22 protein-coding genes and 1 tRNA gene are annotated in these 21,251 nt (G+C 63.2%); 9 read left to right on the top strand and 14 right to left on the bottom strand.

The window, feature by feature from the left end:
* Positions 1-30: 30 nt before the first annotated feature.
* Together GTK01_RS14870 and GTK01_RS14865 are read right to left on the bottom strand one after the other, a co-directional pair.
* Positions 31-1,227, bottom strand: coding sequence for an amino acid ABC transporter substrate-binding protein (locus GTK01_RS14870; RefSeq protein ID WP_252927219.1), 1,197 nt, complete (start codon positions 1,225-1,227; stop codon positions 31-33).
* A 57-nt stretch (positions 1,228-1,284) separates the two neighbouring features.
* Positions 1,285-2,733 (bottom strand): aldehyde dehydrogenase, encoded by a 1,449-nt coding sequence (locus GTK01_RS14865; RefSeq protein WP_252927217.1) that lies wholly within the window; start codon positions 2,731-2,733, stop codon positions 1,285-1,287.
* Positions 2,734-2,891: 158 nt separating this feature from the next.
* On the opposite strand from GTK01_RS14865, the gene GTK01_RS14860 reads away from it, so the two are divergent.
* Positions 2,892-3,758 (top strand): helix-turn-helix domain-containing protein, encoded by an 867-nt coding sequence (locus tag GTK01_RS14860; protein WP_252927215.1) that lies wholly within the window; start codon positions 2,892-2,894, stop codon positions 3,756-3,758.
* Between the two features lie 4 nt (positions 3,759-3,762).
* On the opposite strand, the gene GTK01_RS14855 is transcribed toward GTK01_RS14860, so the two are convergent.
* The 8 genes from GTK01_RS14855 to rpmH form a co-directional block, all read right to left on the bottom strand.
* Positions 3,763-4,029, bottom strand: a complete 267-nt coding sequence (locus GTK01_RS14855) for a hypothetical protein (protein ID WP_252927213.1) — start codon at positions 4,027-4,029, stop codon at positions 3,763-3,765.
* A 15-nt stretch (positions 4,030-4,044) separates the two neighbouring features.
* Entirely contained in the window at positions 4,045-5,325 is a 1,281-nt protein-coding gene (locus tag GTK01_RS14850) for an amidohydrolase family protein (protein WP_252927211.1), read from the bottom strand.
* Positions 5,315-6,568 (bottom strand): O-antigen ligase family protein, encoded by a 1,254-nt coding sequence (locus GTK01_RS21100; protein ID WP_252927209.1) that lies wholly within the window; start codon positions 6,566-6,568, stop codon positions 5,315-5,317. The genes GTK01_RS14850 and GTK01_RS21100 overlap by 11 nt, the downstream gene beginning before the upstream one ends.
* 65 nt (positions 6,569-6,633) lie before the next feature.
* Complete coding sequence (gene yihA / locus GTK01_RS14840) at positions 6,634-7,290, bottom strand: ribosome biogenesis GTP-binding protein YihA/YsxC (RefSeq protein ID WP_252927392.1); 657 nt, start codon at positions 7,288-7,290, stop codon at positions 6,634-6,636.
* 123 nt (positions 7,291-7,413) lie between these two features.
* Positions 7,414-7,965 (bottom strand): fasciclin domain-containing protein, encoded by a 552-nt coding sequence (locus GTK01_RS14835; RefSeq protein WP_252927207.1) that lies wholly within the window; start codon positions 7,963-7,965, stop codon positions 7,414-7,416.
* A gap of 131 nt (positions 7,966-8,096) precedes the next feature.
* Positions 8,097-9,923: a membrane protein insertase YidC gene (gene yidC / locus GTK01_RS14830; RefSeq protein ID WP_252927205.1), complete on the bottom strand. Its 1,827-nt coding sequence runs from the start codon at positions 9,921-9,923 to the stop codon at positions 8,097-8,099.
* 20 nt (positions 9,924-9,943) lie between these two features.
* Positions 9,944-10,282, bottom strand: a complete 339-nt coding sequence (gene rnpA / locus GTK01_RS14825) for a ribonuclease P protein component (RefSeq protein WP_252927203.1) — start codon at positions 10,280-10,282, stop codon at positions 9,944-9,946.
* Between the two features lie 34 nt (positions 10,283-10,316).
* Positions 10,317-10,451 (bottom strand): 50S ribosomal protein L34, encoded by a 135-nt coding sequence (gene rpmH / locus GTK01_RS14820; protein ID WP_024586493.1) that lies wholly within the window; start codon positions 10,449-10,451, stop codon positions 10,317-10,319.
* Positions 10,452-10,741: 290 nt separating this feature from the next.
* Here rpmH and GTK01_RS14815 point away from each other — a divergent pair, with 290 nt between their 5' ends.
* From GTK01_RS14815 to GTK01_RS14800, 4 genes are all read left to right on the top strand, one after another.
* Positions 10,742-11,593 carry a TVP38/TMEM64 family protein gene (locus tag GTK01_RS14815; RefSeq protein WP_252927201.1) on the top strand — a complete coding sequence of 284 codons (852 nt, stop codon included), beginning with the start codon at positions 10,742-10,744 and terminating at the stop codon, positions 11,591-11,593.
* 10 nt (positions 11,594-11,603) lie between these two features.
* Positions 11,604-13,031 (top strand): NAD(P)/FAD-dependent oxidoreductase, encoded by a 1,428-nt coding sequence (locus GTK01_RS14810; protein WP_252927199.1) that lies wholly within the window; start codon positions 11,604-11,606, stop codon positions 13,029-13,031.
* 18 nt (positions 13,032-13,049) lie between these two features.
* Positions 13,050-14,537: an ATP-binding protein gene (locus GTK01_RS14805; protein ID WP_252927195.1), complete on the top strand. Its 1,488-nt coding sequence runs from the start codon at positions 13,050-13,052 to the stop codon at positions 14,535-14,537.
* 158 nt (positions 14,538-14,695) lie between these two features.
* Positions 14,696-14,772: transfer RNA gene (locus GTK01_RS14800), tRNA-Arg, on the top strand.
* Here GTK01_RS14800 and GTK01_RS14795 read toward each other — a convergent pair.
* Positions 14,743-16,401: a recombinase family protein gene (locus GTK01_RS14795; protein ID WP_252927193.1), complete on the bottom strand. Its 1,659-nt coding sequence runs from the start codon at positions 16,399-16,401 to the stop codon at positions 14,743-14,745. The two genes, GTK01_RS14800 and GTK01_RS14795, sit on opposite strands and share 30 nt — an antisense overlap.
* Positions 16,402-16,472: 71 nt before the next feature.
* Positions 16,473-16,673: a hypothetical protein gene (locus tag GTK01_RS14790; RefSeq protein ID WP_252927190.1), complete on the bottom strand. Its 201-nt coding sequence runs from the start codon at positions 16,671-16,673 to the stop codon at positions 16,473-16,475.
* 252 nt (positions 16,674-16,925) lie between these two features.
* Between GTK01_RS14790 and GTK01_RS14785 the strand changes: the two genes are divergently transcribed.
* Positions 16,926-17,570 (top strand): DNA methyltransferase, encoded by a 645-nt coding sequence (locus GTK01_RS14785; RefSeq protein WP_256483883.1) that lies wholly within the window; start codon positions 16,926-16,928, stop codon positions 17,568-17,570.
* Positions 17,571-17,703: 133 nt separating this feature from the next.
* Here GTK01_RS14785 and GTK01_RS14780 read toward each other — a convergent pair whose 3' ends face one another.
* A complete protein-coding gene (locus tag GTK01_RS14780; RefSeq protein ID WP_252927187.1) occupies positions 17,704-18,396 on the bottom strand; it encodes a helix-turn-helix domain-containing protein in 693 nt (230 codons plus the stop codon).
* A gap of 511 nt (positions 18,397-18,907) precedes the next feature.
* Between GTK01_RS14780 and GTK01_RS14775 the strand changes: the two genes are divergently transcribed.
* From GTK01_RS14775 to GTK01_RS14765, 3 genes are read left to right on the top strand one after another with little or no spacing between them, the layout of a single operon-like run.
* On the top strand, positions 18,908-19,594 hold the full coding sequence (locus GTK01_RS14775; protein ID WP_252927184.1) for a ParA family protein: 687 nt from the start codon (positions 18,908-18,910) through the stop codon (positions 19,592-19,594).
* Position 19,595: 1 nt separating this feature from the next.
* Positions 19,596-19,952 (top strand): stability/partitioning determinant, encoded by a 357-nt coding sequence (locus GTK01_RS14770; RefSeq protein WP_252927182.1) that lies wholly within the window; start codon positions 19,596-19,598, stop codon positions 19,950-19,952.
* Between the two features lie 11 nt (positions 19,953-19,963).
* Positions 19,964-20,737, top strand: a complete 774-nt coding sequence (locus GTK01_RS14765; protein WP_252927179.1) for a DUF2726 domain-containing protein — start codon at positions 19,964-19,966, stop codon at positions 20,735-20,737.
* Here the strand turns inward: GTK01_RS14765 and GTK01_RS14760 are convergent.
* Positions 20,734-20,919 carry a hypothetical protein gene (locus tag GTK01_RS14760; protein ID WP_252927176.1) on the bottom strand — a complete coding sequence of 62 codons (186 nt, stop codon included), beginning with the start codon at positions 20,917-20,919 and terminating at the stop codon, positions 20,734-20,736. The genes GTK01_RS14765 and GTK01_RS14760 overlap by 4 nt on opposite strands.
* Positions 20,920-21,251 lie beyond the last annotated feature (332 nt).

The raw sequence follows: 21,251 nt of genomic DNA, 5'->3' as shown, positions 1-21,251 counted from the left end.
GGAACCGCCGGGATGGCGCTTGCTGAAGGCTTATTCCCAGCCGTCCTTCTTGACCGGCTCGACCGCCCCATCGATGCCGTTGGCAGCGACGCCGTAGAAGACGCCGTCCTTCCACTGGCCGACGGTCCACAGATTGCGGTTGACGTTGTTCTCGAACTTCACCTCGCCCATCACCGTATCGAAGGTGCCGGTCTTGATGGCCTCGACGACCGCTTCGCGGTCTTTCGTGCCGGCTGCCTCGATCGCCTGCTCGAGAACCTGGAGCCCCGAATAGGTCACCGCACTCGCCCAGTAATCGGCGTCCGCGCCCGTCACTTCCTTGTGCCTGGCGCGGTATTCCTTGATCTTCTCGTCATCGGGATTGGTGCCGCCAGCGCCCATGATGCCGTTGGCGACCGCGCCGAAGCGGCCGGCGAAGGCGGGGAAGGACGTGCCGACGCCGACGTAGAAGGCCCCGACGTCAAGACCTTGGATCTGCGCCTGCTCGGTGAGGGCGAAGGTGTCGCCCGGATAGGAGAAGCCGACGAAGGCATCAGGCGTCGCAGCCTTGGCCTGGCTGATGATCGGAGCGACGTCCTGCGTGCCGAGCGGATAGGACGCCTCGTAGACGATCTCGAAGCCGGCCGCTTCGAGTGCCGGCTTGCCGGCGCCCGCAAGTTCCAGGCCGAACGCGTCGGCGACATGGACAAGCGCGACCTTGTTGCCGATCTCGCCGGCATCATGCAGTTTCTTCAGGGCCGCAGCGGTGCCTTCCGCCAGTTCCTTCGAGGTACCCAGCATCCAGAAAGAGTTCGGCCAGCGGCCGGCGAATTCCTCGACGCCATCGGTGATCGCGCTCGTCGTGATGTGCGGATAGCCATAGCGTGCGATGATCGGCGCGGTCGCAACGTTGAGACCGGTGGAATACGGCGTGACGATGAAGTCGACCTTGTCGACCGTTGCCAGGCGCTGGATGTTCTGGACGGCAGTCTCGGCCGAGGTGCGGTCATCATATTCGACCAGCTCGATCTTCATCTGCTGGTCGCCGACCTGAAGGCCGCCGCGCTCGTTCACGTCATGAACCCAAAGCTGGATGTTGGGCCAGTGGCTGACGGTCGCGCCGGCGGCAAGCGGACCAGTCTTGGGCGCGCTCGCGCCGATCTTGATGGTTTCCTGTGCGGCCGCGTGGCCGACGAATGCCAGCGTCGCGGCGCCGGCTGCAAGTGCGATGAACGTACGTCTGATCATTTTCTGTCTCCTCCCGTTTGTTGCCAATTTCCGGCAGCTTCCTGCCGGCAGTCCTTCTCAGATCGGATAGTCGAGCTTTCCGTTCTGTATGGTGATCCACCGCAGTTCGGTGAATTCCTCGATACCCGCCCGGCCGCCGAACCGCCCATGTCCGGACGATTTGACACCGCCGAACGGCATTTGCGGCTCGTCGTGAATTGTGGCCGCATTGATGTGGCAGATGCCGGTTTCGAGCCGATGGGCGAGAGCGAGCGCGCCCGTGACGTCGCGACTGAAGACCGCCGCCGACAGCCCGTATTCGGTATCGTTGGCGATCGAGATCGCTTCGTCGACCTCGGAGAAGCGAACGAGCGCGGCCACCGGGCCGAAGCTTTCCTCGTAGTAGATGCGCATGTTGGGCGTCACGCCATCGAGGATCGTGGCGTCCAGCCAGACAGAGCGCTGCTCGCCGCCGATGACAAGGCGCGCGCCCTTTTGCACGGCATCGTCGATCAGCGCCTTGACCCGTTCGGCGGCCTGCTCGCTGATCATCGGGCCGATCGCGCTCGCGCCGTCGCGGGGGTCACCGAGGTTCATGCCCGAAACGACGGCCGCAAGCTTTTCGAGGAACGCGTCCGCCACCCTCTCCTGCACGACCAGCCTTTCGGTCGACATGCAGATCTGGCCCTGGTTGAAAAAAGAGCCGAAGGCTGCGGCGCGCGCGGCCTCGTCGAGATCGGCATCTTCGAGGACGATCAGCGGGGCCTTGCCGCCAAGTTCGAGCAGTACCCGCTTCAGGTGCCGCGCGGCCATTTCCGCGATGATCCGGCCCGAGCGGGTCGAGCCGGTGAAGTTGACGCGGCGCACGGCGGAATGGGCGATCAGCGCCTCGACGATCTCGGCCGCGTGATCCTCCTGGTTGTGAACGACGGCGATGGCGCCCTCCGGCAGGCCGGCATCGGCGAAGATCTCGCAGACCAGCGCGTGCGTGCCTGGACACAGCTCCGATGCCTTGAAGACGACCGTGTTGCCGCAGGCGAGCGGCGTCGCGATGGAACGCACGGAAAGGACGATCGGCGCATTCCACGGCGCCATTGACAGAACGACACCGCAGGGCTGGCGGATCGCCATGGCAAAGGAGCCCGCGCGGTCGGCGGGAATGACCTCGCCGGCCATCTGCGTGGTCAGCGCCGCCGCCTCGCGCAGGATGGCCGCACCCAGCCGGCAGTTCAACTCACCCCAGGCGCGTGTACCGCCGGTCTCGGCGCAGATTCTCGAAATCAGCTCGTCGCTGCGTTCAAGGAGAATTTCGGCGGCCCGGTTGAGGATCGCGCGGCGCTCCGATGGTGGAGTTTGCGACCATTTGGGAAAGGCGGCGGCGGCGCGGTTGGCCGCGTGGCGGGCCTCGGTGATCGTCGATGCGTGAACCCGCGTGACGACCGTCCCCGTCAGCGGGCCGATCCGCTCCAGATAGGGTGCCTCGGCGGCCTCCCCTACGGGCGCCGCGATCCGCGCTGCCTTTGCCAATTCATCCTCCCGCGAAGCGGAATTCCCGCTTCAGCCGCCACGGCTCCTTCGGAGCTCCGTTCTCCCGGCGACGATGCGATTGAAGCGCAAGCCGATGGCACTTGATATGAGAAAAACTGGCGATCTATTGTATAAATCCGGCAGAGAAGGACGATCGGATGGACGTCTACACTATCGATTGCGGGCTGCATGCGCGCTTCTGGTCCTTCAACGGGCCGGCCAGCGAGGTTGCGCGCCAACTCGTGCTCTTGACCGATGGAAGCGGCGAGGCAGAGGCCGGCGGCCAGAGGCTCACTATTTCCGCTCCGGCCCTCCTTTGGCTTGGCGACCTCAAGCCCGGGCGTCTACGGCTCGAAGCCGGCACGACGGGCCTGCGTGCGCGGATCGGCGACGGCACGCTGGTCGAGGCGATCGGCGACGAGGCTCAGTCCGTCGGCCTGCGCTATCTTGTCGACCGCGACTTCACGCTATCGCTTGAAGACCATGCAGAAGCGTCGGGCATCATCGAGCGCTGCCTGACAGCGGTCATCACGGAGCGGCGCCAGCCGCAGGAGGCTTCGGCGCTGCTCCTTTCGGCACTGCTGCGCATCGTGCTTGTTTCCATGTTGCGGGTGTCGGGAGGCCGGGAATCGCTGCCAGGCATCGGCGAGCGCATGAGCCTCCTGCAGCGCTTCCGCCAGCTGGTGGAGATGAATTTCCGGAATCACTGGCCGGTCGCGCGCTATGCCGCCGCGCTCGGCGTTTCGCCAGACCGGCTGCACGCGATCTGCACCGACGGTATCGGCAAGACGCCGAAGGCACTCGTTTCCGAGCGGCTGGCGCGCGAGGCGATGCTGCGGCTGGAACGTTCATCGCTTACGATCCAGCAGCTCGGCCACTCCCTCGGGTTTTCCGATCCGGCCCATTTTTCCAGCTTCTTCCGCAAGATGACCGGAACGCCGCCAGGCCGTTATCGCCGTGCCGTCATCGACGCCCAAGCTGATCGGCCTTCGCTGCATACGCCGAGCTTCGCCGAATGGCCGTAAGAAATCAGTAGTTTCGCTGGACGGGTACGAATACCGGACGATAGACGACGGCAGGGGTGCGTGACCAGCGGTCGAACTCGGCGCGGCTGGCGCGCGCCTCAGCGCGCCGGTCGAGATCGATGCGTTGCAAGCAGGCCGCGAACGCATCGGTTCCGGTTCGGAAGCCGTAGGCGCGGCAGGCTTCGTTGTCTAGCGCCCGGCGCTCCTCCGGCGTGATGGTCGTGCAGGCCGCAAGACCAATCGCGAGAAAACCAAGAACGGCAGATCGCATCTGGATCTCCTCAGCCTAGTGGGCTGCGTGCCGCCGACGGACGCTTGGCGGCCGCCCATCGATCGACAGGCGGGAATCGTTGCGCTTCTTGCGGGACACGACCTTGCCCTTCGAGACCACGCACAGCCTATCGGGACGCAGGCGCAGCGCCTCGATCGGATTGCCCGCGTCGAGGATGACGAGGCTTGCGACATTCCCGACCTCGAGCCCGTAGCCCTCGAGCCCCATAATCGCAGCATTGTCCGTTGTCACCATGTCGAAACAGCGGCGCATGTCGGCCGGGCTCGTCATCTGCGCCACGTGAAGGCCCATGAAGGCGACGTCGAGCATGTCGGCCGTGCCGAGCGAATACCAGGGGTCGAGGACGCAATCCTGACCGAAGCCGACACGGATGCCAGCCTTGAGCATCTCGGGCACGCGGGTCATGCCGCGGCGCTTGGGATAGGTATCGTGACGGCCCTGCAGGACGATGTTGATAAGTGGATTCGGCACCGCCGACACCTCCGCCTCCGCCATCAGCGGCAAAAGCTTGGAGACGTAGTAATTGTCCATCGAGTGCATCGAGGTCAGATGCGAGCCGTTGACCTTGCCGTTCAATCCGAGACGCTTTGTCTCGTAGGCCAGCTGCTCGATGTGACGCGACAGCGGGTCGTCGGTCTCGTCGCAGTGCATGTCGACGCGCAGTCCACGCTCGGCCGCGATTTCGCAAAGCTCGGTCACCGAGCGGCGCCCATCTTCCATCGTGCGCTCGAAATGCGGAATGCCGCCGACAACGTCGACGCCCATGTCGAGCGCCCGGATGGTATTTTCGCGCGCGGTGGGGTCGCGGTAGAAGCCATCTTGCGGAAAGGCGACGAGTTGCAGGTCGAGATAGGGCGCCACGGTCTTCTTGACGTCCAGCAGCGCCTCCACGGCCAGCAGCCGGTCGTCGCAGGTATCGACGTGGGTGCGGATGGCGAGGAGCCCCATCGAGACCGCCCAGTCGCAATAGGCAAGCGCTCTCTCCTTCACTGCCTCATGCGTCAGGAGCGGCTTCAACTCGCCCCAAAGGCCGATGCCCTCCAGAAGCGTGCCCGACGCGTTGATGCGCGGCGTGCCGTAGGACAGCGTCGCGTCCATGTGGAAGTGCGGGTCGACAAAAGGAGGTGCGACGAGGTCGCCAGCGGCATCGATCACTTCGCCCGCCTCGGCCTCAAGCCTCGGCTCGATCGCTGCGATCCGGCCGCCGCGAATGCCAATATCGGCGACGCGGCTGTCTGCCAGTGTCCCGCCTTTGACGATCAGATCAAATTCCATGCCGCCTTTCATCTCCAGCCTGAACAGTCATGCCGGCCAGTATGGCCGCCTCCCGCGCGCCATCGTCGCGAGCCTCACCCGCGGCCATCGGCTCGCCAAACACCAGATAGGACGCGACGATCGTTCCGTAGATATAGAGCGTGTCGAGAATGTCGTGCCCGAAATTCACGTTGAGCATGCCGCTGCACACATAAGCGAATGCCAGGACGAGCATCATGCCGAACCCGAACTGTGCCGTCCCGTCCCGGTTTCGGCCATGCCAGCCGACGGCGGCTGGCACGAGCAGAAGTCCAAGAACAGCGATCAGACCGAGGATGCCGGACCGAACCTGAGCATTGAGAAGGAAATTGTGCATGTGCGAATACTGGATCGTCACATCGGAATTTGCCGTATGGGCTGCAAGCGTGGCTGAAACGCTCTTCGGTCCGTAGCCGAAAATCGGCCGCTCCTGGACGAGATCGACGCCGATCTGCCACATCAACAGGCGTTGGCCGAGCGAGCTGTCGAGATCTCCGCGCTCAAGAAGCGCCAGGTCCGATTCGAGCGCGCCGACGCGGTCTTCCAACGCCGAGAATGTCAACGCGCCGACGATCGCGACAAGGGCCAGACTGGCGGCCGTATAGCTCGCGAGCCGCCGCGTGCTCCATCGGCTGCCCATCGCTACCACCGGGATGAAGGGGGCCAACAGGATCACCGGCCAAAGAGTGCGCATGCCTGACAGCATCAGCGCCGCAGCGGCCGCGAGCGCGCCGAAGATCGCTAGAATGCGCCGACGTTCGCGGCGACGAACGGCCGACATGATGCAAAGCCCGTAAAGAACGGCGCATACGACCGCGAATGGACCGGGATTGCCAGCCAGACCGGTTGCACGAGTGACGTCCAGGAACACGACCTGGCAAACGGCAAAGATCGCCGCCGCGAAGGCTCCAGCCACCGCGCCGATCTCGACCCAGTCCTCGATCGCCTCGCGCGGAGAGAAGGCAAGCCGCGAGAAGACCAGGACCACGGCAAGGAAAGGCAGGTTCTCGACCGATCCGATGACGCCGCGCGGCGTCGGCTCGTTCACAACCATCGAGATGAATTCGGCGAGGAAATGAAGCGCGAACGCACCTGCGATCCAGAGGACCGGACTTGGCGCTCTGACCTCAAACTGGCGGCGGGCGGCAAGAAACAGTCCCCAGACAATACCGCAGATGAACAGAACGGTGATACCGCTGCCGATCGCTCCGCCGCCGCCAATCACCGCCGCGGTATACCAACGATTCGACCGATCGCGACCGGAATTCCGAGCAGATTCGAGGTCGTGGTTCACGAGAAGCAGGCCCCGACGATCGCTTCGCGCAATTCATCCATACCCTCGCCCCTTTCCGACGATGTCGCAAGCACCGTCGGATAGGCGGCGGCGCGGCGCCTGATCTTGAGGGTCGTCTCCTCGATCAGCGGCTGGACAGCCGCGGTCTTGATCTTGTCGGTCTTGGTCAGGACCACCTGATAGGAGCAGGCCGCCTTGTCGAGGAGATCCATCACATCGGAGTCGATCTGCTTCACGCCATGGCGGGCGTCGATCAGAAGATAGACGCGCTTCAGCGTCACACGGCCCTTCAGATAGTCGAAGACGAGCTTGGTCCAGGCGTCGACCTGCGCCTTCGGCGCCTTGGCAAAGCCGTAGCCCGGCATGTCGACCAGCGCCATGGGTGGCAGGTCACCGGGCTGGCCGGAATAACCGTCGGGCACGAAATAGTTGAGTTCCTGGGTACGGCCGGGGGTGTTCGACGTACGCGCCAGCCCCTTCTTCGCGACAAGCGCGTTGATCAGCGACGACTTGCCGACATTCGAACGGCCGGCGAACGCGATCTCGGGCGGACCTTCCGGAGGCAGGAATTTCATCGACGGCACGCCGCGGATGAAGATCCAGTTCTTCGGAAACTGGATGGCCTCGATCGGAGCCGGGCGCGGCTCTTCCATATCGCTCAACGTCGAGTCTCCGTGGCCATGATCATCACGGATGGCATTGAGGTTTCAAGCCGGCTTGTCAACCGGAAGTCTGGGGAAGCCCGACCGCAAATTTGCGGCCGGGTTCACAGACCCTTAGGGCAGGAGCACACGGTTGACGACATGGATGACGCCATTCGACTGGTTGACGTCTGCCGTGGTGACCACGCTCGTCGTGCCGTTGCCGTCCATGACGGCGACGCCGCGGCCGGACGGAACGACGGTCAGCGTGCCGCCCTGGACTGTGGTGAGCTGCGCTTCGCCACCGCCAGCATTGGCGCGGCGCAGGAGCTCCGGGCCGCTCAGCTTGCCAGGCACGACATGATAGGTCAGCACGCCGCTGAGCTGATCCTTGTTCTCAGACATCAGCAGCGTTTCGACCGTGCCTGCAGGCAGCATGGCGAAGGCGTCATTCACTGGCGCGAAGACGGTGAACGGGCCGGGACCAGACAAGGTGCCGGCCAGATCGGCAGCCTTCACGGCCGCTACAAGCGTCGTGTGGACAGGTGAGTTCACCGCGTTCTCCACGATGTTGCGCTCGACGAGCATCGGCGCGCCGCCCACGGTCGGATTTTCCTGCGCCATCGCAGGCGCGGCCAGTCCGAGCGCCACGGATACCAGAAGGGTGGTGATCGAAAGCTTCTTCATCTTGCCTCTCCCAAAAGCGTTGTAGTCGACACCCAAGGTACGGCATCGCGACGTCGCCGGTTTCGGCCATCACCGAAGCGTGACAACGAAAAAGCCCCGCACGAAGCGGGGCTTTTCGAAGCGGTGCCGGATTATTCGGCAGGCTCTTTCGATTTCCTCCGGAACAAGCCCTTCAGATTGTCCCAAAGCTCGATCTTTGCGCCCTGGCGCTTCATGATCAGCCCCTGCTGGAGAACCGAAAGCGTGTTGTTCCAGGCCCAGTAGATGACCAGACCCGCCGGGAAGGTCGCCAGCATGAAGGTGAAGACCACTGGCATCCAGTTGAAGATCATCGCCTGCGTCGGATCGGGCGGGGTCGGGTTCATGCGCATCTGCAGGAACATGGTGATGCCCATGATCAACGGCCAGACGCCGATCATCAGGAAGGATGGAACATCGTAAGGCAAAAGGCCGAACAGGTTAAACAGCGAGGTCGGGTCCGGGGCCGACAGGTCCTCGATCCAACCGAAGAACGGCGCATGACGCATTTCGATGGTGACGTAGATCACCTTGTAGAGCGCGAAGAACACCGGAATCTGCAGAAGGATCGGCCAGCAGCCGGCGATCGGATTGATCTTCTCCTTCTTATAGAGCTCCATCATCTCCTGCTGCTGCTTCATCCGGTCGTCCGCATATTTTTCGCGGATTTCCATCAGCTTGGGCTGCACCTTCTTCATGTTCGCCATCGACACGTAGGACTTGTTGGCGAGGGGGAAGAAGATGAGCTTGACGAGAACGGTCGTGGCGAGGATCGCGACGCCGAAATTCCCGAACAGGCGGAAGAACCAGTCGATGACGAAGAACATCGGCTTGGTGATGAAATAGAACCAGCCCCAGTCGATCAGGAGCTCGAACTGGCGGATGCCGTGCTCGTCCTGATAGCCGTCGATGACGTCGACGACCTTGGCGCCGGCGAAGACGCGGGTCTCGATATCGGCCGACTGGCCGGGGGCAATCGCGACCGCGTCGGACAGATAATCCGCCTGATAGCGCACGCGCCCGTCCTCGAAATAGGAATAGCGCGGCTGGAACGCCTGGCCGGTGGACGGCACCATCGCCACGGCCCAGTACTTGTCGGTGATGCCGAGCCAGCCATCGTTGCTCTTGCCGGGCGTGATCTGTCGATCCTCGGCAAGCGTCGAATAGTCGATTTCCTGCAGGCCTTCCTCGCCGGTAACGCCGATGAGGCCTTCGTGCAGGACGAAGATGCCCGCGATCTGCGGCGTGCCGACGCGCGTGATGCGGCCATAATTCATCAATTCGACCGGCTCGCCGCCGGAATTCGTCACGCTGTCGGAGAACGTGAACATGTAGTCCGCGTCGACCGATATGGTGCGCTCGAAGGTCAGGCCGGCATCGTTGGTGTAGGTCAGCGTGACGGGGCTGTCCTGCGTCAGTTGCGGATTGCCCTCGACGCTCCAGACCGTCTGCGGTCCGGGAACCGCGCCGGCGTTGCCCTGCGCGACATAGCCTGTCTCGGCATAATAGCCGTCAGCGAGGGGCGACGGATTCAACAGCGAAATATTGGGCGAATTCGGCTCGACGGTGACGCGGTAATCCTTGAGGAGAAGGTCGTCGAGGCGCGCGCCGGTCAGATTGATCGAGCCCGAAAGACGTGGCGTGTCGATCGCGATGCGGTTGGTTCCGGCGATCGCGGCCTCGCGCGTCTGGGGAGCGGCGCCTGCCGTCCCGCTGCCGGGAACCTCGGCCGCCGTGCCCGGCGCCGCCGGAACGTCTCCACCACCGGCTACACCGCCGGCTGACTGGCCCTGAGGGGTCGTCGCCTGCTGTTGCTGCGCCTGGATCTCGGCGGCCTCGCGCTGCGCCTCGATGCGGGGGTTCATGTAGAACACCTGCCAGAGCGTCAGGATCACGACGGAAAGCGCGATCGTGATGAAGAAGTTGCGGTTGTTTTCCATCAAGGAATCCCTATCCCCGCTCAGCGAAATCGGCGGGAGAGCTCTGCCTTCAATTCGTCGAACGGCGTCTTGAGCAGTTCGCGGCGGCCGACGATCACATAGTCGGTGCCGGGCGCCATGTCACGCGCCGCCTGGACGCGAACGGCTTCTTTCAGGCGACGGCGGATGCGATTGCGAACCACCGCATTGCCGACTTTCTTGGTGACAGTGAAGCCGACGCGCGGTTCGCCCGCGTCGTCACGCCGCAGCGCCTCCAACAGAAAAAGCCGCCCCCGGCGCTTCTCGCCCCGGCGAACGGCCAGAAACTGGGCGCGCTTCTTCAAGCGCGCCGGTGCATTCTTCTGCGGCCGGTCGGTCAACCCCTTTGCCCTTCGGCATCCGGCTTCGCGAAAATTATGCGGACAAGCGCTTGCGGCCGCGGGCGCGGCGTGCAGCGATGACCTTCTGACCACCCTTGGTGGCCATGCGCGCGCGAAAACCATGGCGGCGCTTGCGGACGAGTTTGGACGGCTGGTAAGTACGCTTCATTTATTTAATACCGCGGCGTGCGGCCCTTCTTGGTAGCTGTCTCATCGGACGAGGAGCTTCGGCCGGCCATGGGCAACATAAGTCGCGCCAGAACCGGGGCCCGAGCGTGCGCGGCTTATAGAAAGAACGCAGCGCCGAGTCAATCAAAGCCGGAGCGGCGATGGCGCGACGGTCACGGCGGGGTGAGGCGCGCCCCGGCCCACGTCAATAGAGCTTGAGACCCGCCGTGCGCCATTGCTGGCGCCCCGTGCATGGGCCATGTGTAACTGCGTCAACCGCAGGAGCAGTCCTTGCCAGCCAAACTCGCCGATGCCAAAGCCATGAACGACATGCCGCGACCTTCTCTTCGCGCCGTGGCATCGAACCCGCGCGAGCGGACAAAGGACCACGCCATGGCCGCCGGCCGGTCACGATCCATCTGGCGCTTCATCCCGCTGGCGATCATCGCCGGGGGCCTCGCGATCGGCTACGCGCTCGGCTGGCACGAACATCTGAGCCTTGGCAAACTTGCTGCGCGCAAGGATGAGTTGCAGGCCTACGCCGCTTCCTACGGCGTTCTCGCCCCTTTGCTGTTCGGCCTTCTCTACATGGTGGCGACGGCCTTTGCCTTTCCTGCAGCCGGAGCGCTGACCGTCTTCGGCGGCTTCCTGTTTGGCTGGGCAGTAGCGGGCGCGGTCGTCGCCGTCTCGGCCACGATCGGCGCGACGCTGATTTTCCTTGCCGCCCGCTCCGCGCTTGGCGATGCGCTTCGCAGCCGCGTGCGGGGCCGTGCCGCGGCGCTGTCGAAGGGTTTCGAGGACAATGCCTTTGGCTATCTGCTTGTCCTGCGCATGACCCCGGTCCTGCCCTTCTTCGTCGTCAATGTCGCCCCTGCCCTCTTCAAGGTGCGCCTGTCGACTTATGTCGCGACGACCTTTCTCGGCATTCTGCCCGGCACGTTCGTCCTCGCCTATCTCGGCGCCGGCGTCGACAGCGTACTCACCGCGGCCAACGAAGCGGGCGAAACGCCGACCCTTTCCGACATCGTGACCCCGCAGATTACCCTGGCTCTGGCAGGCTTGGCCCTGCTGGCCATTTCGGCCATGCTGGTGAAAACCTACTGGACCCGCAGGACCGCTGCAAAGGGGTCCGCTGCCGACTGAACGGACGCCCATGCCGAAACATCTTTCGCCCGATATTTGCATCATCGGCGCCGGGTCCGGCGGCCTGTCGGTCGCGGCAGCGGCCGCTGCCTTCGGTGTCGAGGTGGTGCTGGTCGAGCGCGGGAGGATGGGCGGCGATTGCCTCAACTATGGCTGCGTGCCGTCTAAGTCGATGATCGCCGCAGGAAAGCGCGCTCACGCCATGCGCACCGCCTCGACCTTCGGCATCGGCGCGGTCGAACCTGCGATCGATTTTTCGGCAGTTCACGCCCATGTCCGCGCCGTGATCGACGCCATCGCACCCAACGATTCCGTCGAGCGCTTCAAAGGGCTCGGTGTCACGATCGTTCAGGCGGAGGGCCGGTTCGTCGATGAGCGAACGCTGGCAGCGGGCGAAACCCTCATCACGGCCCGGCGCTTTGTCATCGCGACCGGCTCCTCGCCTGTCATCCCGCCAATCCCGGGCATCAACACGGTCGAAGCGCTGACCAACGAAACCATCTTCGACCTCGCGGAGCGGCCCGAGCATCTGGTTATCATCGGCGGCGGTCCGATCGGGCTCGAACTCGCCCAGGCGCATCGCCGTCTCGGCGCGCGCGTCTCGGTCGTCGAGGCGCAGGCCTGTCTCTCGCGGGAGGACCCGCAGCTTGCCGCCATCGCGCTCGACACGCTGCGCGAGGAGGGCATCGCGCTTCACGATCACCATTCCGTCACACGGGTGGAGCGTACCGAATCGGGTCTGCGGCTCTTCGCCAAGCCTGCAAGCGGCGAAGAGATCGCGATCGAGGGCTCGCATCTTCTGGTCGCCACCGGCCGGGCGCCGAACATCGCCTCGCTCAGCCTCGATGCCGCGAAGATGCGCTTCGACAAGAAGGGCGTCGCCGTCGATTCGGGCCTGCGCAGTTCGAACCGGCGCATCTATGCGATCGGCGACGTCGCCGGCGGGCCGCAATTCACCCATGTCGCGAATTACCATGCCGGCATCGTGATCCGTGCGCTCCTGTTTCGTCTGCCGGGGAAGGTCGACTATTCGGCGCTGCCGCGCGCAACGTTCCTCGATCCCGAGTTGGTCCAGATCGGCCTGACGGAAGGCCAAGCACGGGAAGCGCATGGGAACGTCCGCACACTCACCTGGCCTGTCCACGAAAACGACCGCGCCCAAGCCGAACGCGAGACGAAGGGCCTCATTAAGCTGATGGCGGACCGGCGCGGGCGCGTCGTCGGCGTCTCGATCCTCGCGAAAGGCGCATCCGAGATGGGCAATTTCTGGTCGCTGGCGCTGTCGCAGAAGGTGCGCCTGCGCGACCTCACCGGCTTCGTCTCGCCCTATCCGACCGTTGGAGAAATTGGCAAACGCGCCGCCGTGTCCTATTTTGGAGAAATGGCCCGCAAGCCCCTGATCCGGCGAATCGTCCGCCTCCTTCGGGTGTTTGGCTAAGGGTCAAGGAGACGCGGCGTGAGGGACAGCGAAGCAGACGGCAACTCCAAGACGCTCGACAAGCGCGCAAGCGTCGCGCTCGGGCGCGGCCTGTCGACGAAACTGCTCGTCCTCACCATGCTCTTCGTGCTCATCGCGGAAGTGCTGATCTTCATTCCATCCATCGCCAATTTTCGCCTGCGCTGGCTGGAAGAAAGACTGAGCACAGCGGCCGCCGTCGCCACGGTTCTCGTCGACGAAGACACCTCCACCCTTTCGCGCGCGACGCAGGACGAGGTGCTGGCATCGCTCGGCGCGAAGGCCGTCGCGGTGCGTGATGAGGGCATGTCGCAGCTTCTCGTCGCGGCCGAAATGCCGCCGCAGGTCGACGAGCACATCGCGCTCGCGGCCACCTCGCCGCTTGCCGCCGTGCGCGGCGCCCTCTCGACGGCGCTGTGGGGTGGCGACCGCATGCTGCGCGTCTTTGGCCCGGTCGGCGACAGCGCGAAGGAATTCGAGCTCATCATTCCAGACAAGGGCCTGCGAAAGGCGATGATGATCTATGCACGCAACGTCGCAATCTTGTCGCTCATTATCTCGGTCATCACCGCTGGCCTCGTCTTCTGGGCGATCAACCGCATGATGATCCGCCCCATCCGGCGCATGACGCATTCCATGCTCGCCTTTTCCGCCGCGCCCGACGACCCGGGGCGCGTGATCCGGCCCGGTCGGCGTTCCGACGAGATCGGCATCGCGCAGCACGAACTGGCATCCATGCAGGGCGAATTGCAGCGCACGCTCGGCGAGCAGCGGCATCTGGCCGAGCTCGGCCTCGCCGTCTCCAAGATCAATCACGATATGCGCAACATGCTGGCGGCGGCGCAGCTGATGTCCGACCGACTGCGCCTCATCGACAATCCGACCGTCCAGTCCTTCGTGCCGAAGCTTGTGCGCACGCTGGACCGGGCGGTTTCCTATTCGGAAGGCGTGCTCGCCTATGGCCGCACGCAGGAGGCGCCGCCCTCGCGCCGCAAGTTGCGGCTCGCGCAGATGGTCGACGATGTCGGCGAAATCCTCGGCCTTCAAACCGAGGGCGACATCGAATTCGTCAACGCGGTCGATCCCTCGCTCGAAGTCGAGGCGGACGCGGACCACCTCTTCCGGGTCCTTGCCAATCTTGCCCGCAACGCCGTCCAGGCGATGCAGACCGACACCGAGACCGCGATCGTCAAGCGGCTGACCATCGGCGCCGGACGCGAAGGAACCGTCTCCAAGATCACCATCGAGGACACCGGACCGGGCCTGCCCAAGCGGGCGCGCGAAAATCTCTTCGCCGCCTTCCGCGGCGCGGCGCGCAGCGGTGGAACCGGTCTCGGCCTCGCCATCGCGCACGAACTCGTGCGCGCCCATGCCGGCACGCTCGAGCTGATCGAGACGCGCGGCGGCCGCACGATCTTCGAAATCTGCATCCCCGACCAGCCGATCGCACTCGACGAGGCGCGCAAGTCAATTCGCCGCCCGGCCTGATCGCCGAACCCGCGCGCCAGCCCGCCGCCGCCTGCCCAAACGGAATGCGGGGCTTCGCTTTTTTCTGGAAACGACGCTTGCTTTTCGACGGCTCAATGGCTAGGTAACGGCCACTTCACGTGCCGGTCCGCCGGCACCGCGATCGCCACGATCGCTGCGCGCCCGTAGCTCAGCTGGATAGAGCACCAGACTACGAATCTGGGGGTCAGAGGTTCGAATCCTTTCGGGCGCGCCACTTACGAACAAAACTGGGAACTCCGGCCGGAGCCATCCCTTTCCCCATCACAAGACGTTCAAGAACCGACGTCCGTCCGTGAATGCGGATTTCCGTATCATCGACTTCCACATTGTCGATGAGCGCGCGCAGATACGAACGCCGGAACGGAATCGCGCCGTCCAGCACATTGGCGCGCATGACTGCAACGGCGGTCTCGATCTTGTCCTCGGTGATGCGGGCATCCGGCCGCAGTTCCGCTACGGCGCGATCATGGGCGATCTGTGCAATGTCACGCTCCGTTTTCACCGCCGCAATCCGGTCTTTCAGCGTAGGATCGCCCGGATCGGCAATCCCGCTTTCGATCGCCTGATAGAGGCGCTTCAACCGTTCCTCGGCATCGTTCAGCTTGTCCTTGAGCGCTCGCAGGCGCTGCGCATGATCTTCATCGCGCGCCGTCTGGCGTTCCATCAGACCCGTCAGCAGCTTTTCGACGTGGCGGGGCGTCAGGAGCTGATCGGCAATTCTATCGGTGACGACCGTGTCGAGCTTGTCCATGGGGATCGCGCGGCCCTTGCAGGCCGACTTGCCCTTCTGGGCGCACGTCGCACAGGCATAATAGCGATAACGCCCCGACTTGCCGGTCCGCAGCGTCATGCCCCCGCCGCAACTCGCACAGGTCGCAAGCCCGGTTAGCAGGATCGGCCCGGTTACAGTACGCGGCGCGGTGGATTTCGGATTCCGGGCCTTGAGCTGCGCCTGCACCGCGTCGAATGTCTTGGCATCGATGATCGGATCGACCGGCACCACAACTTGTTCCGATTCCGGCTTGGCCTCTCTGGTCTTCCAGACCTTCGTGTTGAAGCGATGCTCGCCCTTGTAGGTGGTACAGGTAATGAGCTTGTGCAGCGGGCCAATGCCCCACCGCGCCCCGCGACGGGTCCGATAGCCATGATCGTTAAGCCATGTGGCTACGGCCTTGACGCCCATCGGGCCGGACGTGCCGTCCCCTTCCCTGATGAGCTTGAAGATCAGCCGCACGGCTTCGGATTCGACCGGATCAATGGCGAGCTTCTTCTTGGTCTTCGCGCCCCGCTGTTCGGCGGCGACGATAGCGTAGCCATAGGGCGCCGCCGCGCCGTTCCAGAACCCCTGCCGCGCATTCTCCTTCATGGCGCGCAGGACGTGCTTGGCGTTTTCCTTGGACTGGTACTCGTCAAACAGCGCAAAGACCTGCCGGACCATGACGCTCATGGGATCATCGCCAAGGTCCTGCGTGATCGAAACCAGCCGGACATTGTGCTTGCGCAGCTTCCGGACATGGTATTCCAGCGCGAAGTGGTCGCGCGCGAACCGGCTGAAGGAATGGACCACCACGGCGTCGAATGGTGCGCCACCGCCTGTCGCGATATCGAGCAGGCGTTGCAACTCAGGCCGCTTGTCATCGGTGCCGGACAAACCCGCATCGACAAACTCGGCCACCACGTTCCAGCCCCGCGCCTTGCAGAAGGCTACCGCCTGATGGCGCTGATCAGGAATCGAAAGATCACTCTCGGCCTGCCGTCCTGTCGATACGCGCATATAGAGCGCCACACGCTGCGGCGCTTCTTTCTCGGCACCGGCAACAGTCGCAGTCAACGGACCAGCCATCGCAATCACCCCCGAACGGTTCTTCTTTGCTCAGCGCAATTATGGCAAAAGATTGAGTCCATTTCCTGTCCTCAGTCACCACGTTGCCTGCTTTTCTTAGGTTTTTCAGTCTCTTCGGCCAGAATGGCGCGCAATTGGTCTCCCAAAAAAGCCTCCACGACATCCAACTCGGCATCCGTCACCGGCATGTCCGCCGGGAAGTCGTCGGATACGCGCAACTCCGGCTTCTCCCGAAGCGTGACCGGACCGAGGCTGTAGAGATCGACGCGCATGACGTGACCATGGCGCACGGCTCGCCAAGCCGATTGCCCACAAGCTGGTCACTCTGCGTTGCATGAAGCGGCGCTGTCTCTTGCACCCGCCAGCCGCCGCGTTTTCTTCCGGCCGCTTATGTCTGCCCGTGCCGCCGCCGCAATGGCCTGCCCGCTCCGTTCGGCGATGCCTCCCGTGTGGGCCATGCAGCGCCGCCCTCTCCGGCCAGCCCTGTCAGCGTCATGAAAACGCTTGAACGACAGGAGTTCGCCTTGAAACACACCACTTTCCCCCGCAACACGATCGCCCAGGGCGATTGCATCGATCTGATGGCAGCAATGCCCGCCCGCTCGGTGGACTTCATCCTCACCGATCCGCCCTATCTGGTTCGCTTCAAGGATCGCACGGGCCGCAGCCTCGCCAACGACGACAACGCCGACTGGCTGGAGCCGGCCACCAAGCAGATGTTCCGGGTGCTAAAGAACGACAGCCTCTGCGTCAGCTTCTACGGCTGGACCCAGACCGACCGCTTCATGAGCGCATGGCGTGCAGCGGGCTTCAGCATCGTTGGTCACATCGTCTTCCGCAAACGCTACGCCTCGAAAGCGCGCTTCGTCAGCTACACGCACGAATCGGCTTACGTGCTGGCGAAGGGCCGTCCCGCCCTGCCGGACAATCCACCCGCCGATGTGATCGACTGGGTCTATACCGGAAACCGCCTACATCCGACGCAAAAGCCCGTCGCCTCACTGACGCCCCTGATCGAGGCATTCTGCCCGGAAGGCGGGCTGGTGCTCGACCCCTTCTGCGGCTCCGGCTCAACGCTTGCCGCCGCCCGATCCGTAGGCCGTGCCTATGCGGGAATCGAGCTGGATCAGGGATACTTCCACACAGCCAGTGACCGTATGGCCGCATAGACCGCCAGCCTTGGCCCCGGTTGGCGCAGGAGGCCATCCCGCGCGAACCGGGCCGAATCCCCCGCTCGCCAAGCAATACCGCACTCTCCGCCCCATTTGCGGGCCGGAATCGGTATCGTCGTTGCGGCAGTGATCATCGGCCGGCAGGCAAAGGCGGGAGACCCGCCAGCGGATCGGTTTTCATAAAAGCCCTGAAAACCCCATCCATGCAGCGCATCGCCCACATATCGACCGGGATATGGGCGCAGATGCCCTTCTTATAATCTCTGAACCTATATTTCTGTGACTCCAGTGTCGCCCCTGGTTTCCGGGCGCTATCGGGCCACCGCCGCCGGTGATGCCGGGCAACCAGCCGCGTACAGAGCCGCACGACAAGCCCCACGCAGAGGCGCGAGCGGCTGCCCGCCAGAACATCAACGCCGATATAGCCCTCCCGCTCCAGTTGCCGCAGATAGCGCTGCACGGTTCTGCGGCACCGCCCCAAGGCCCGTGCGAGATAGGAAACCGTCACCACCAGCGACCGGCCTTCGCGGTTGATGCGGTAGGTAATCTCCGCAAGTTTCCGGGCACAGCGCCGTGCGCCGTCGCAGAGATTGGGATCGTTCTCCAGCCGCGCCGACAGTTCCGGCACATAGGCGCCCGTATCCTTAGGCGTGGGTTGGCGTACCGGCTCACGCGCTGCATAGCGGTGACAGGTTTGCAGTGAGCGCCGGGGGCGATCGGCGTCAGCAGTACGGCGTATCGGCGGCGCGGCGGGCCGTCCCTCAACGGTTCTGCGTTTGAGGTTCTGGTGCGCCTCGATAAAGGCTGCTTGATCCAGCGTCATGGTCTTCTCCTTTCAGGTTGGAGAAAACCCCCGAGATTAGGTCGCACGAAACCGTCGCAAAAAATACTTGCGCCGATCAGCCTATTCTGCAATATTGGGATTGTTCACTTCCCCAATACACAGTTTTTGTGAGACCCGCTTCGGCGGGTTTTCCTCTTTTAAGTCATATATACTCCAGAACAATATGGAAATTTCTTCTGTCGCTCGTTTCGAGCCAAGTTGTAATTGTCCGTAATGTGACGCCGCATGGCAAGTCTGTTGCTGGATCGCGCAGATATTGCGCGTTTCGCCAGGCGCCTCCTTCCAAAATCCGCCAGAACCCGCCGAATCAAAGAGAATAAATAGATTCTCGTGCGCGCGAGCATATCTGGTAGCTTCTTGATAGCTATCCGATAGCTACCGGCAAGTTATCCGGAAGCTATCTGGTATTATTTAGAAATGCTTTTGTTATCGGATAGCTATCTGGTATTTTTATTTGACGTTGTTTTAATTCATGCCCCGTGAGGCATTCATGCCCGTTATTTCTTTTGCCAATCCCAAAGGGGGAGCCGGAAAAACCACCTCTGCCCTGCTACTCGCCGGAGAGCTTGCCGCCAAGGGCGCGCGCGTGGCCATCATCGATGCCGATCCAGAGCGCTGGATATCACAATGGGCAAAGCTGCCCGGCAAGCCTCAGAACATCGAGATCATAGGGGACGTGACCGAAGATTCGATTGTCGACCACATCGACAAGGCTGCCCGCACCGCGCAGTTCGTCATTGTCGATCTGGAAGGGACGGCGAGCCTGATGGTCGCCAACGCCATCGGCATGTCCGACCTGGTGCTGATCCCGACGCAGGGCGCGTCAATGGACGCCAAGGGCGCCGCCAAGACCATTCGGCTTATCCGCAATCAGGAGCGTATGGCGCGCCGCTCCATATCCCACGCCATCCTGCTGACGCGCACCAGCGCCGCGATCGCGTCGCGCGCCCTGCGCAATGTCCGCGATCAGCTCGATAAGGCCGGCATCGAAGTGCTGGACACATCGATTGTTGAGCGTGCCGCCTTCCGGGATCTGTTCGACTTCGGCGGGCTATTGTCTGATCTGTCCGCTGATCAGGTCTCCAATGTTGAGAAGGCGCGTGAAAATGCCCGTGCCTTCGCCGGTGAAGTCATTGCACGTTTGAAGGCGGGTGCCGGCGCCGCGAAGGTGGCCTGACATGGACAAGCAACGCGCTGACCTTGGCTTTGCCGACGCGCTGGACGAGTTTGATCCTGCCGAATGGCTCCCGGCTGCCGCTTCCGCCAATGACAAACCGGCCCCCGTCGAAACAAGCAGGGCGGCAGAAGCAGCAGGTTTCCGGAGCCGTGAACCGAAAGCTGCGCCGCTGGTAGCCAAGCCGCCTGACCCGCCGCGGCGGCGACGCACCGGACGAAACGCGCAGTTCAACCTCAAAGCCAGGCCTGAGACGATCGAAGCTTATTGTGCGATCGCTGATAGCCAGGGCTGGGGGCTGGGCGAGACGCTTGAGCACGCGGTGGCGCTGCTGGAGCGCGAGTATACCCAAAAGAGTTGAGGAGGCGGCTTTTGGAACTGCTCATCCTGTTATTAATTGGATACGGAGCCGGTTACTGCCATCGGAACCGAAGTGCGAAGCTTCAGATAGATGCGCGCGTTCGCGAAATCAGCGAGCTTCTCCATCAACTCAATGTGCTGGAATACGCTGAAGCTCAACGTCTTCACAGAGAAGAGGGACGCAAGCAATTTGCTGAGGAAAATGACGTTCGCGACCCAGAGAATCAAAAAAGGTTCATTGAGAATGTGACTTTGCGCGCCGTCCGCCCTGTCAATAAAGAAGCCGTAGGAATAATGTACGCCATCGAAGATTGGATATACGAATATAAGCGGGGTTGGCGGGTTGGTTTCGAAGTTTCGATGGGCGCCTTCATAAAAACTCCATACGACCCGGAGAATGAAGCGCAACGAAAATCCCACGACAAGGCGTTCAGCTCCTACAATAGCAAGCGTGTCGATTTCCTACTCATTGACAGAAAAGGTCAGCCCAAGTTGGCCGTAGAATATAATGGAACCGGCCACGACCTATCCGATGACGCGGATGACAGGATGGAAGTCAAGCGTCTGGCGCTGGAACGTGCGGGCATTCCATGTATCGAGATAGAGGCGCACACTTCTGGTGAAGAAGTCATGAGGATGCTGACGAAGATACTCCTCCCACGTCCGAAAGCTCCGAAAACCAAGACGACGGCACCTCAACCGCTACCGACACAGGTATCCGATCCGCCCGGCCTGCCCGAGTCGCTCGCATCGTTCATCTATAGAGACCGAGATGGTGGGGGCTAGAGCCCCCGACCCGGTCCCGCTGCAATCGCGCGGGATATGTTCTCCAGCGTGGCCAGGTTGTTCCGACGCTCCGGCGTACCGGTGGCGGTACGCGCCAGGGCCAGTGTCGCCTGCCGGAACAGGCACCGCAGTTCGGTTTCAGTGCGGGATTGCAGTTCGGCGATGGTCATCAGCTTGTTCATCTTCGTTCCTCCTTGTTGACGAGGCCCCGGTCATCAGAGCCATTCCGTGCTTGCCCACACACACAATCGGCACCGGAATGGATCGCCATGGCTGGCGGTCGAGGATAACTGGTGGAAGAGAAGGGGACGGGCTGTGCGCCGTCGTCGGATTTGAAATTCCCCTGAAGTCAGAATCTGCGTGCGCATCCGGCAGGCCGGACCGGGCTATAGGCGCCGCGGCGCCCCGAACCCCGAGGTGTCGGGTCTCGGCCATGCGGTAACTATCCCTTGCGTGAAGAAGAGGGCCGGGCGGGCTTGCCCCGCCTTCGGCCGGCGGTGCGGGCGTTGCCCGC

It is taken from the genome of Aliihoeflea sp. 40Bstr573, assembly GCF_024105655.1.
GTDB lineage: Bacteria > Pseudomonadota > Alphaproteobacteria > Rhizobiales > Rhizobiaceae > Aliihoeflea.
Note: the sequence above shows the minus strand (reverse complement) of the source record. Positions and strands in the feature narration are given on the sequence as shown.